Source organism: Acinetobacter sp. YH01020, from assembly GCF_013420275.1.
Taxonomy (GTDB): Bacteria; Pseudomonadota; Gammaproteobacteria; order Pseudomonadales; family Moraxellaceae; genus Acinetobacter; species Acinetobacter amyesii.
Map to the genome: position 1 here is coordinate 1 of NZ_VOYN01000072.1, position 11,739 is coordinate 11,739.

Below are 11,739 nucleotides of genomic sequence, written 5' to 3' on the forward strand. Positions count from 1 at the left end.
AGTTTTGGTTTAGATCCTGAAGAATCTGCAAAGCCCTTTCTGCATCTTGATCTTTAGTTGAAGCTCGTAGATAAATACGTGTATTCATTTCTATCATTTAATCTTAATTCTATTAGATTAATGATAATACTATCATTTAATTATTGCATTAAGTCTAATGATAGATATTGTATGCGATTTGGCTCGCTATCATTCAGGTATAGTCTTTTGATAAAAAAAGCATGACTAAAAGCCATGCCTTGGGAATTCGTATAACGTGTATTATGTTAATTTTAGCTTTTCTCTATAATTACTATCTTAAGGCCCACTACCAAATTCTGTAATTAGCCAATCAGATTGAGGAGATTGTTTCACAAGAGTAATAAATAAAATATAGTCACCTACTGGACTACCAGCATCATCTATATGGACGACTTTAACTTTTACCATCACTGAAATAATTTTATAAAATTCTTGATAATACTCAGGTCTACTTTCCGCTGAATCATAATTAATCCTTACTACTTCTAAAATTTTTGAGTCTTTGAAAGAGAGAAACCTTTCAGAACTTTTTAAATCTTCATGTAATCGCGCATCTGGCCAAACATATTTGATTGCTGATTCTAGATCATGTTTAGCAAGTGAATTAAAGAAAAGTATTGTTGTCTGTGTTGCCATCTCTTTATCATGATTTAATTTCTGTTTGTATGAATTAATGATTAGAAGTAGACATAGACCTACAAGTAAAATTCCTAATTTTATAAATATTTTAGACATTATAATTTCACTTTTATCTTTCGAAAAAACGCATAACCGACTAAAAGACACATAAGCCAAAATAAATAATCAAGAATAAAATATAAAAAAATGAATTGATCTATTCCTATAATAATATTTAAAGGATCTAGCGCTATACTACCGCCTGGAGATATTTCACCATCTACTAAAAACTGTAATGGAAATCCTCCTCCTATAACTTCAACTTTTCCAAGCTTGTCTACAACTATCCGGTCTATCAATGTATATTTCTGATGAAACAAAGACAAATAAGTCAAAACAAAAGCTAATATATTGAAATATATTATTTTTTTCTTTAATAATTCTTTAACTTTAAAATCAGTTAAAAATAACCAATAAGACAAGCCTGGAATTAGAGCCATAAAGATAGTCCAAGTGTCGGTATACATCTTCCACCATTCTTTCGAAACTTCTCCTGTATGGCTCCATCCAAAAAGAACAAAAAATGGCATAGCAATAATTAAAGAGCTAATACAGATAGTTAGCAAATTAAGAATACTATAACGATTTAAAAGAATTGAGACCATAAAGCTAAAAGGTACTGTCAAAATACTATAAGCCAAGTAAACAAGACCATGCCCTGCAAAAACCACAAAAATTGAATATAGACTATATTCACGATTCATTATGATAAATAGCAATGCTGTGAAAAAAAGTAGTGGTAAAGGAGCAAGTAATAGGGCTTTTACTATTTTTTCTTTTGAGTATTTCATTAACTTAATTCTCTTATCTACTCAATAACTATTCATACTATACCGATTTTCTTGGAGGTCGTTTGCTTCCATTTAACATAATGGCGGTTATACGAAATAAAAAAAAAACCTAGGCATTAGCCTAGGTCTTAAATTTTAAAAAACACATAAAAATTAAGGCTATAGTCTCAATTTTCAACTTCACATAACGTGTATTCTATTAATTTTAAGAACTCTTAATTATGCCTCTAAAATATCGATTAGCTGTTCCTTAGTTAAAGTATAAGGCTTACCAAGCTCTTGCCATTTAGCAATCATTCGTTCATATACATGAACTTTAGCTGAATGAGAGTTTCTGTTGCCTGCTTGGATCACATCAACATAGCGATTATCTTTTTCCAGAGCATCAACAAAACTCATAAACTCAGGCTCATTATTCCCATCAAAACCAGGGAACTTTACTTGAGTATCTGAAATACCACTTTTATCAGATAATCGACTGTAAGTATCACCAATTAGTTCATAGACCTGTAGGATATCTAAAACAAGGTCAGCATCTTCCGATGGTAAGTTTTCAGAGAAGTAATCAAAACTTTGAGAGTATAGCCACTCATGACCATCTCGTAGCTGTTCAGCTAACTTAAAGTGATAATCCGAATTATCCGTATTTAAATGACCTAAAATTTCATGCTGATTAGCTAGAAATAAACGCTCTTTATCTGTTAATTCAATTTTCATTTGTTCATCTTATAAAGTATTGGAACTCTATATATCTATTTATTATTTTATTTTTCAAGGTATTATCCCTATTAATTTCACTTAATTTATATTCCTTGTTTTAGCTTTCGAACAAATGGACATCCATCTCTACCATATCCTCCAAAATCAGGACGTTCAGGGAAAAACCATTGTTGACCATTCCAATCAACGTCATGAGTAGTAGGTTTTTGTGGATTGAATACAACTTTACATACTCCAAAAGGAGAGTTACTAGGATAAATATTCATAACAACGCAGTTACGATTACCTACCCTTATCCAATCATATGGTTTAATTTCTGGATGTTTCATGGCACTTTACCCCTTATTAGATACTTACTTTTAAAAATAATCTTTTAAATATTAAATATATATGAAAAAATGCTTTACTATTTAGTATATGCTATCTAGTATATTAATTAGATACCGCTTCGCCTCTGTCAACATTCTTGACATATATATATCGAGTTATCGATATATTGCCTACTAAGCGGTTTTTTTTCGTCTGGAGAAAAGTTCCTTGTTGATCCCATACAACAAAAGCTATCTAACATTAGATCAACAAATTGAAAAACTTAAAGTCAATGGACTGATCATTCATAATGAAAATTACGCTAAAAAATGTTTAATCAGTTACAACTATTATCGACTTAGTGCTTATTGGCATTTATTCAGACAACGAGATCCAAATGATAGTACTAAAAAGTTAGGTAAATTCGAATCAGGTCATACTTTTGAAGAAGTTATACAAATTTATGAGTTCGACTATCAATTACGTAAACTAATTTTTGAAGCAATTACTGATATAGAAACATTTCTAAGAACTCAGGTCGCCTACCATATACCGGGTATCAACAATGATGCATTCGCTATGTATGATCAATCACTGTTCTACATGCGATCACGTAGAAATTTGAAAGGTATCGACTATCAGGGGTTGATGAAAGGTATCAACACTGAAATATCCCGTGCTAAAGGCGAAGACTTTATTAGTCACTTTAAGAATACTTATAATGATACTTATGATGACCACCCAAAACTACCATTTTGGGTGCTAACTGAAATTGTGAGTTTCGGCACTTTAAGAAAAATTTACAAACACCTTAAATCATCACATAAGCATTTAATAAGTGATAGTTTCAATATTGGTACGACATCATCAAGTTCACCATCTCCATACATTCATATAGATAAGGAAAACTTAAACAGTCATTTATTCTTAATTAATAAATATCGTAATGTTTGTGCTCATCATGGCAGGCTTTGGAATAGAAAAGTTAAGGATGTACTTACTGCTGATGCTGCTACAGAACTACAAATATCTGACCATACAAATGGTGGGCTGTATGCCCTAATTATTGTCATTGCTAGATTACTAGAGCCTACAGGTCACGCTAAAGATTGGAAAGATTCAATATATTGTCTTTTAGAAAAAAACTTTCCGTTAGGAGATATCACAAAGTTTACAACACTCCCCTTGGACTGGCATAAGCATCCAATTTGGAAATAACCAAACCCCGATAAATATCAGTTTTTTTATTAATATGCTTTACATTTTTTGAGATTATTTAACATAAAATCTCTTATGCGAAATTTAGGTCTTATCCCAAATAAATCCATTAAAAAGATCTTTATCTTTCTGCTTATTTTCTTCGGTCTTATTTTCCGTATTTAAAAATTGCTCAAAATCGGCTAATTGCTGTTTAAACGATTCATCATTTTTTAATTTATTTAAAGCCCAAGCTCCCAGTAGAATTTTACGTCTCGTATCATCTTTACGTTGCTGATCAGAAACTTTCTTTTTTTCACGAGCAGCAATAGCTTGTTTTTGTGCTTTTAGTTGTCTTAATCGTTCTTCTTGCTTTGCAATTTTTTGCTCTAAAGTTTCAACACTCATACCATCACCATCTCAAGGAATCCCCCTCAAGCATAGGTCTGTTTGAATTGAAATTCAAGACAGCCCATGCTATCGTGGTTTTCCCGAAGGGCGCACTTAGCCATTGGATTTCATCCAATGGTGCGACAAGGGGTAAATCCCCTTTGTAATCCCCTGACCAACATATACATGTTGGTAATTTCGATAAATCGAAATAAAGAGCAAAAGCAAAATGGCGATATATCATTTTTCAGTTAAAACGATTAGTAGAGGTAATGGACGATCGGCCGTTGCTTGTGCTGCATATCGTTCAAGTGAAAAATTGGTATGCGATTTTTATGGAAAAGAACAAGACTACACAAGAAAAACTGGTGTCGAATTTACAAAAATCTATGCACCTGAAAATACAAATACTGAGTTACTCAAGCGCCAAACACTTTGGAATGAAGTCGAAAAGGTTGAACGTAGAAAAGATGCATTACTTGCAAGAGAGTTTGAGATTGCATTTCCCAGTGAGTTAAACGCTGAACAGCGTGAAAATATGCTCAATGAACTTTGCCGAAACCTCGTTAAAAAATACGGTGTCATCGTTGATGCTGCTATTCATGCACCTCATACAGACAGTGGAAGTGATGAACGCAACTACCATGCACACATCATGTTCACAACCCGAAGTATTAATGAGCAGGGTGGCTTTTCAGCAAAAAAATATAGGGACTTCAGTCGTGACAATGGCACAGAAACTGTAAGCCACTGGAGAGAATCATTTGCAGAGTTATGCAATCATCACCTGGAACAAAATGGATTTGATGAACGTGTCGATCACAGAAGTTATGAAGACCAGGAAAGTGACCTAGAAGCAACTCAGCACGAAGGTCCTCAAGCGACATACCTCCGGAGACGAGGGATATTTACAGAAATTAGTCTGAAAAATGATGAAATTAAGCTACGTAATTTAAAAATCAAAAAGGTCATCGCACTGGATGAAAACATCAAAGTATCTGAGGATCTTGTTCAAAAAGTACGAAGTGAGCTTCAGTTTCAATACTCTCAAGCTGAGTATTCAGAAAAAACTTCTCAGAAACTTTATGAATTCCAAAATGAAGAATTATCAAAATTAACAACAAAATTAGACACGATGAGTTCTGCAATATCAGAACTACGCAAAAAAGAGCCTTTATTTTTTAAAACAAAATGGATCAATCAAATAAATGACCTGATCGACCAACACAACACCCAACTAGACATCCAAAAGCATATTTCTGGTCTTAGTGAAATAGAAAAAAAAGAGAGATATTCTGATCATTTAAATAAATGGACAGAAGAAAATCAGCTGCTCCAGCCTAAAAAGTCTTTTGCAAAACTTGACGAACCGAACATCACTGTTAAACAACGAAAACTTAATGATCAAATTTCAAATATAGATCATCAAATTTCTGAAATATCACGCAGAGAAACTGAGTATCAAGAGTATGTACGCGATCAAAGACTGGAGATCATAAATAGTTATATATTTGAAGAAGATAACTATGGAAATAAATACTTTAGTCCTCAAAATGGTGAAAAACAAAAGCGACTATATGCAGAAGAAATGGAAGATCTAAAAATCCAAGAATTGCATGCGGCTTTTACAAAAAAAATTGAGACCGAAGCGCAGCAAGAGTTTTCCCAAAAAATAGCAATACAGCTCGAAAACGACCGAAAAGATCGTGAATCTAGAGAACAGCAGTTACGTAAAGAACGAGAGCAACAAGAACAACGCTATGCACAAGAACGAGAGCAACAAGAACATTTGGCATTTTTAAGACGCCAAGAACAAGAAAAACAGCAGAGAAATGAGCCTAAAAAGCCAGAAAATGACAATAACCATGACTACACGCCTTAGCAATCCCATTTAAGCGCAAAAAAACGGGGGTTTTAGCGACTTTTGATAGAAATACAGTAAAACTATAGTTGATAAAAATAAAATCGCTTAGAACGCAAATGAGAGCCTTTTAGCGAGTGTCTACGAGCGACACAACGAAAGGTTGCTTATTCCCCCTCTGAAAAACCGTTTTTTATTGAATTACTGGGGACAGTGATTAGCGAGTGTCTACGAGCGAAGTATTGATGCTTTTGCTCGTCAAAAAGCATGAGCATAGCGAATGCATTATTCATGTTTTGCTTTTTGAATCCTTGATCATATATGCAAAAAACTGCCCCCACGAAGCGAGTGAAACGAGCTTCAATAGAGTACGAGCTTTAGCGAGTACCAAGGGCAGTTTTAATAACTCACTTTGGAAATAAATTCCCTTTTATTCTTTTAAAAAGCTTTTAAAAGCTTTTAGACCCTCTGAAAACCTTATGCAGCAATAGTTTCAAGCGTTAAAAGGGTACAAATAGCATGATAAAGGGTACAAATAGCATGATTTTATCGTTTAAAAGGGTACAAATAGCATGATTAAAGGGTACAAATAGCATGATAAAGGGTACAAATAAATTATTGTACCCTTATGTTTATTGGTGTACATTGTTTTCTCATAAGGGTACAAAAATCATGTTCATTTTTTATAAGGTTTGATATCTGAATGAATAAAGAAAATAGTTATGATAAATCTTATCCAGTAACAACAATGGCTATTCAAAACAAAGTTACTGAATGCTTTAAAAGCATGTCTGTAGATGAAAAAAGAATTTTAATTATGGCTTCTCCGATTGCTAGAAATATCGATGCAAGTGAACAAGATCAAATCTTAATATCTGCTCAACAATTTGCTGATGACTGTGGTATCAAAGTCAATTCTGCTTATAAACAAATTGAAAATGCGTCAAAAAAACTAGTAGATCGGTCCTTTTCATACGTTAATGATAGGGGGAAAAAGGTCTACTCTAACTGGGTAATTGATGCTACTTATGAAGATGCAGGGATATCTTTAAGGTTTACATCTATTGTTTTGGTGATGTTGAAAATTTTAGATAAATACAATCCATACACTCGTTATAAAAAAGATGTAGTTCTAAAATTAAAAAAAGACTACTCAATAGACTTTTACCATTTAGCGAAAAAAAATCAGGCAAAAAATGGCTTTGAATTAACGCTAGATGAAATGTTTACAGAGTTTGGTTTACCAGAATCTTATAGAGATTTGAGGAACTTAAAACGAAGAGTTTTGAAGAGCTCATTAGATGAAATTAATGAATTTACCGATGTAACAGTTGACTATAGTCCAGTTAAAAAAGGACGTTCTGTTGTCGGCTTTAAGTTCACTGTGAAAGAAAAATCTAAGCCAAAATTAATAGCTCCTGAGCGAGATCCAAAAACAATAGATATATTCTGCAACCTGTCTGATGCTCAAATTAACAAGTACAGTGCTATTTTATCTAAACTTTCTGAGCTATCAGACCTAAGTAACTTCCAGGACTATCCTAGTTTTGCCCTTTGGATTAGTGGCATCTTACGAGATCCGAAAAGTGTAAGAGAGGAAACAGCAAAGCGGATTTTTAAAGCTCTTCATAGCAAGACGGATTTTAAACCATGAAAACTAGAGCTGAATTAGATGCAATGAGCCATCAAGAACTCAAAGACTATGAGCAAAGTTTACTTGCTCTGTGGACACCAAGAATGGCTATTGAAAGTGACATTGAAAGGTTAAGCACTAATCGCAACGAATTATTAGAAATTTTTAATCAATTAAAAAATCCTGATGCTCCTGAAAATGAGCGTTTAAAAAATTCTATTTTATCGCTCAAATATAAGATTGAAGATTTAGAAGATAAATTGGATGATCTTATTCAAGATAATCGCTTAAATCGTGCAGATTGAATTATTCAGTTTATTTAATTAAAACCGTGAAACATTGATCAAAGAATAGGCGTGGAACGTGAATAGTCACAAAAAAGCCGTTCCAGTGCGCTGAACCCTGGAACGTCTTAGTATAAGTTTATGATTTATATCGAATAAAAAACAGTATTTCGTATAAGGTGTATTATGTTAATTTTAGAAAATCTTCACTACTATTATTTTAAAATAAGCCTTATATCCAAGCATAAAACAAGGTTGTCTAGACTTCTTTTAACAGTAAAGTTATCATAAAACTGAATTTTATTTTTTAGGTAAGTTTATGCATTCTATCCGCATTCGTTAAGACACAACTATTTGCATAGTGACACTATTTTATAATGGTGGGCTTTTGTTGTGTCTTTAAGAATATATGCGGATATATAAAGTAAAAGTATGCTTAATTTATAAGTATGCTTTTAGTGCATAGTTTCCAGTTATAACTTAATTGACTAGCTATTTGTCCACCCTGTGGATGAATAGCTTTTTTTTTGGGAGGACACTGTGATGCTAGCTTTTGTTTTCACCTAAATCCTGTTTGCTGCATAAAAAATTTCAAGAGCTAAACAGGAGTAAATAAAAATGAGTTTAATTATTAAAGCGAGAAACATACGCTTGGATTATGCTGGGCGTGATGTTTTGGATATTGATGAATTGGAAATTCACTCTTATGACCGTATTGGTCTTGTGGGTGATAACGGAGCAGGAAAGAGTAGTTTACTCAAAGTACTTAATGGCGAAATTGTTTTAGCCGAAGCGACATTACAGCGTTTTGGTGATTTTGCACATATCAGCCAACTGGGCGGAATCGAAATAGAAACGGTCGAAGACCGGGCAATGTTATCTCGCCTTGGTGTTTCCAATGTACAAAACGACACAATGAGTGGCGGAGAGGAAACTCGTGCAAAAATTGCTGCCGCATTTTCCCAACAAGTACATGGCATTCTAGCGGATGAACCAACCAGCCACCTTGATCTCAATGGAATAGATCTACTTATTGGTCAACTTAAAGCATTTGATGGAGCATTACTTGTTATCAGTCATGACCGATATTTTCTTGATATGGTTGTAGACAAGATATGGGAGTTAAAAGACGGTAAAATTACGGAATATTGGGGTGGTTACTCGGATTACTTGCGTCAAAAAGAAGAAGAGCGACAACACCAAGCCGTAGAATATGAGCTGATGATGAAGGAACGGGAGCGATTAGAATCTGCTGTGCAAGAAAAACGCCAGCAAGCTAATCGATTAGACAATAAGAAAAAAGGAGAAAAATCCAAAAACTCTACCGAAAGTGCTGGACGACTTGGGCATGCAAAAATGACTGGCACCAAGCAAAGAAAACTGTATCAGGCAGCTAAGAGTATGGAAAAGCGTTTGGCTGCATTAGAAGATATTCAAGCACCAGAGCATTTGCGTTCTATTCGTTTTCGTCAAAGTTCAGCCCTAGAACTGCACAATAAGTTCCCGATTACGGCAGATGGTCTGAGCTTAAAATTTGGTAGCCGTACTATCTTTGATGACGCTAACTTTATAATACCGCTTGGCGCTAAAGTCGCTATAACTGGATCGAATGGAACAGGGAAAACGTCCTTGTTAAAAATGATATCAGAACGTGCTGATGGATTAACCATATCTCCAAAAGCTGAAATTGGCTACTTTACACAAACAGGATATAAATTTAACACGCATAAATCTGTGCTCTCCTTTATGCAGGAAGAGTGCGAGTACACAGTTGCGGAAATTCGTGCAGTATTGGCTTCAATGGGGATCGGAGCGAATGATATTCAAAAAAACTTATCCGACTTATCGGGAGGTGAAATCATCAAACTGCTTTTATCCAAAATGCTTTTAGGAAAATATAATATTTTGCTTATGGATGAACCAGGAAACTATCTTGACCTAAAAAGTATTGCCGCATTAGAAACAATGATGAAGTCCTATGCAGGAACTATTATCTTCGTATCTCATGACAAGCAATTGGTCGATAATATTGCTGACATTATCTACGAGATCAAAGACCACAAAATCATCAAGACTTTTGAGAGAGATTGTTAATGATAGCCAATCTAATCCGAACATTAATTATTGAACTCTTTAAAGGAAATTAAAAATGACAATTCAAGATATTCAATCACTTGCTGAAGCACACGGCTTGTTGCTTACGGACAAAATGAATTTCAATGAAATGGGCATTGATTTTAAGGTCGTTTTTGCTCTTGATACAAAGGGGCAACAATGGTTGCTGCGTATTCCTCGTCGTGATGGCATGAGGGAACAAATCAAGAAAGAAAAACGCATTTTAGAATTGGTAAAAAAACATCTTTCTGTAGAGGTTCCTGATTGGAGAATTTCATCTACAGAATTAGTGGCTTATCCCATACTTAAAGATAATCCTGTTTTAAATTTGGATGCTGAAACCTATGAAATAATTTGGAATATGGACAAAGATAGCCCGAAATACATAACATCTTTGGCAAAAACCTTATTTGAAATCCATAGTATTCCTGAAAAAGAAGTTCGGGAAAATGATTTGAAAATTATGAAACCTTCAGATTTAAGACCTGAAATAGCAAACAATTTGCAGTTAGTAAAATCTGAAATTGGTATAAGTGAGCAATTGGAAACCCGCTACAGAAAATGGTTGGATAATGATGTTCTATGGGCAGATTTCACCCAATTTATACATGGCGATTTATATGCTGGGCATGTACTAGCTTCAAAGGATGGAGCTGTTTCAGGCGTTATTGATTGGTCAACAGCCCATATAGATGACCCAGCGATTGATTTTGCTGGGCATGTAACTTTGTTTGGAGAAGAAAGCCTCAAAACTCTAATCATCGAGTATGAAAAACTAGGGGGTAAAGTTTGGAATAAACTATATGAACAGACTTTAGAAAGAGCAGCGGCCTCTCCTTTGATGTATGGTTTATTTGCCTTAGAAACTCAAAATGAAAGCCTTATCGTTGGAGCAAAAGCTCAGTTGGGAGTTATATAATTTAAAAATATGATTGCTGAGAACTGCCTTGTTTTGAAACTTGGTTGGCTTTAATTAGTTTTTAGTATTCTTTATAGAAAATGCCTCGATCAAGGGGCATTTCTAACAATCATTTAACATAAAATTTCTTATGTGAAGTAACCTGAATGCAGCGGTGCCCCATTGGGGGCGCGTTGAGATAAGCCTCTTTTAGATAACTTTAGCAACTCGATAGACAGTTGCAACTCCACAATTCACTGCTTTGGCAATTTCTTCCTTAGTCATATTGCCAACTACTAGCAATTCTTTTATTCGTTTATGTTTAGCCTCATTTGCCTTCTTGCCTGTTGGTTTGTAACCCGAACGTGCCAGGCCCTGCTTAATACGTTCTATACGTTTCTCATTGTCTAGGCGGGCCATTGTTGCCAGAAGATCAATCAACATATTGTTGATGAGTTCCAAGATTGAATGAGTAATGCTGTCACTGGTTTGAATCATTTGGTAGGTAGTAGGAAGATCTGCTACGACTAAACGAAGTCCCTTCTCCTGGATCCTGCGCTTCAGCTCTTGAAAATCTCGTTGGGTTAGGCGTGATAAGCGGTCAATACTTTCAACTAACAATGTGTCACCTTGATTTGCTTCTGACAGTAGCTTATTCAATTCAGGTCGGTCTAACTTCGTACCACTATAGTTTTCCACGTACACAATGGTTTCACCCAAATTCAAGTTTTGGTTTAGATCCTGAAGAATCTGCAAAGCCCTTTCTGCATCTTGATCTTTAGTTGAAGCTCGTAGATAAATACGTGTATTCATTTCTATCATTTAATCTTAATTCTATTAGA

Annotated in this window: 12 protein-coding genes and 2 pseudogenes; 6 read left to right on the forward strand and 8 right to left on the reverse strand. The window is 34.5% G+C overall.

The window, feature by feature from the left end; genetic code table 11:
- From FTT85_RS16975 to FTT85_RS16995, 6 genes and pseudogenes are all read right to left on the reverse strand, one after another.
- A pseudogene (locus FTT85_RS16975) lies at positions 1-97 on the reverse strand (resolvase); the annotation flags it as partial.
- Positions 98-297: 200 nt separating this feature from the next.
- Complete coding sequence (locus tag FTT85_RS16980; RefSeq protein ID WP_005804943.1) at positions 298-756, reverse strand: hypothetical protein; 459 nt, start codon at positions 754-756, stop codon at positions 298-300.
- The gene (locus FTT85_RS18800; RefSeq protein WP_227505690.1) at positions 756-1,049 is read right to left on the reverse strand and encodes a hypothetical protein; all 294 of its coding nucleotides are present in this window, start codon (positions 1,047-1,049) and stop codon (positions 756-758) included. The genes FTT85_RS16980 and FTT85_RS18800 overlap by 1 nt, the downstream gene beginning before the upstream one ends.
- A gap of 30 nt (positions 1,050-1,079) precedes the next feature.
- Positions 1,080-1,490 (reverse strand): annotated as a pseudogene (locus FTT85_RS18805) (hypothetical protein); the annotation flags it as partial.
- A 219-nt stretch (positions 1,491-1,709) separates the two neighbouring features.
- Positions 1,710-2,207 (reverse strand): YfbU family protein, encoded by a 498-nt coding sequence (locus FTT85_RS16990; RefSeq protein ID WP_018680090.1) that lies wholly within the window; start codon positions 2,205-2,207, stop codon positions 1,710-1,712.
- Between the two features lie 86 nt (positions 2,208-2,293).
- Positions 2,294-2,539 (reverse strand): hypothetical protein, encoded by a 246-nt coding sequence (locus FTT85_RS16995; protein WP_018680089.1) that lies wholly within the window; start codon positions 2,537-2,539, stop codon positions 2,294-2,296.
- A gap of 208 nt (positions 2,540-2,747) precedes the next feature.
- Here FTT85_RS16995 and FTT85_RS17000 point away from each other — a divergent pair, with 208 nt between their 5' ends.
- On the forward strand, positions 2,748-3,737 hold the full coding sequence (locus tag FTT85_RS17000) for an Abi family protein (protein ID WP_018680088.1): 990 nt from the start codon (positions 2,748-2,750) through the stop codon (positions 3,735-3,737).
- 84 nt (positions 3,738-3,821) lie between these two features.
- Here the strand turns inward: FTT85_RS17000 and FTT85_RS17005 are convergent, their stop codons facing one another.
- Positions 3,822-4,124: a hypothetical protein gene (locus FTT85_RS17005; RefSeq protein WP_018680087.1), complete on the reverse strand. Its 303-nt coding sequence runs from the start codon at positions 4,122-4,124 to the stop codon at positions 3,822-3,824.
- A gap of 211 nt (positions 4,125-4,335) precedes the next feature.
- On the opposite strand from FTT85_RS17005, the gene mobQ reads away from it, so the two are divergent.
- The 5 genes from mobQ (at position 4,336) to FTT85_RS17030 (ending at position 10,918) form a co-directional block, all read left to right on the forward strand.
- Positions 4,336-5,988 (forward strand): MobQ family relaxase, encoded by a 1,653-nt coding sequence (gene mobQ / locus FTT85_RS17010; protein WP_018680086.1) that lies wholly within the window; start codon positions 4,336-4,338, stop codon positions 5,986-5,988.
- Positions 5,989-6,670: 682 nt separating this feature from the next.
- A complete protein-coding gene (locus FTT85_RS17015) occupies positions 6,671-7,621 on the forward strand; it encodes a replication initiation protein (protein ID WP_004728629.1) in 951 nt (316 codons plus the stop codon).
- Positions 7,618-7,905, forward strand: coding sequence for a hypothetical protein (locus FTT85_RS17020; protein WP_004728627.1), 288 nt, complete (start codon positions 7,618-7,620; stop codon positions 7,903-7,905). The genes FTT85_RS17015 and FTT85_RS17020 overlap by 4 nt, the downstream gene beginning before the upstream one ends.
- Positions 7,906-8,502: 597 nt before the next feature.
- Positions 8,503-9,978, forward strand: a complete 1,476-nt coding sequence (gene msr(E), locus FTT85_RS17025) for an ABC-F type ribosomal protection protein Msr(E) (protein WP_000052512.1) — start codon at positions 8,503-8,505, stop codon at positions 9,976-9,978.
- Positions 9,979-10,033: 55 nt separating this feature from the next.
- Positions 10,034-10,918, forward strand: coding sequence for an Mph(E) family macrolide 2'-phosphotransferase (locus FTT85_RS17030; protein WP_000155092.1), 885 nt, complete (start codon positions 10,034-10,036; stop codon positions 10,916-10,918).
- Between the two features lie 189 nt (positions 10,919-11,107).
- On the opposite strand, the gene FTT85_RS17035 is transcribed toward FTT85_RS17030, so the two are convergent.
- Complete coding sequence (locus FTT85_RS17035) at positions 11,108-11,719, reverse strand: recombinase family protein (protein ID WP_015060246.1); 612 nt, start codon at positions 11,717-11,719, stop codon at positions 11,108-11,110.
- Positions 11,720-11,739: the final 20 nt, after the last annotated feature.

What these genes read in the sequence shown, in the direction of transcription:
- FTT85_RS16980 (WP_005804943.1), bottom strand. Translation starts at nt 756, where the DNA reads ATGTCTAAAATATTTATAAAATTAGGAATTTTACTTGTAGGTCTATGT.
- FTT85_RS16990 (WP_018680090.1), bottom strand. Translation starts at nt 2,207, where the DNA reads ATGAAAATTGAATTAACAGATAAAGAGCGTTTATTTCTAGCTAATCAG.
- FTT85_RS16995 (WP_018680089.1), bottom strand. Translation starts at nt 2,539, where the DNA reads ATGAAACATCCAGAAATTAAACCATATGATTGGATAAGGGTAGGTAAT.
- FTT85_RS17005 (WP_018680087.1), bottom strand. Translation starts at nt 4,124, where the DNA reads ATGAGTGTTGAAACTTTAGAGCAAAAAATTGCAAAGCAAGAAGAACGA.
- mobQ (WP_018680086.1), top strand. Translation starts at nt 4,336, where the DNA reads ATGGCGATATATCATTTTTCAGTTAAAACGATTAGTAGAGGTAATGGA.
- FTT85_RS17015 (WP_004728629.1), top strand. Translation starts at nt 6,671, where the DNA reads ATGAATAAAGAAAATAGTTATGATAAATCTTATCCAGTAACAACAATG.
- FTT85_RS17020 (WP_004728627.1), top strand. Translation starts at nt 7,618, where the DNA reads ATGAAAACTAGAGCTGAATTAGATGCAATGAGCCATCAAGAACTCAAA.
- FTT85_RS17030 (WP_000155092.1), top strand. Translation starts at nt 10,034, where the DNA reads ATGACAATTCAAGATATTCAATCACTTGCTGAAGCACACGGCTTGTTG.
- FTT85_RS17035 (WP_015060246.1), bottom strand. Translation starts at nt 11,719, where the DNA reads ATGATAGAAATGAATACACGTATTTATCTACGAGCTTCAACTAAAGAT.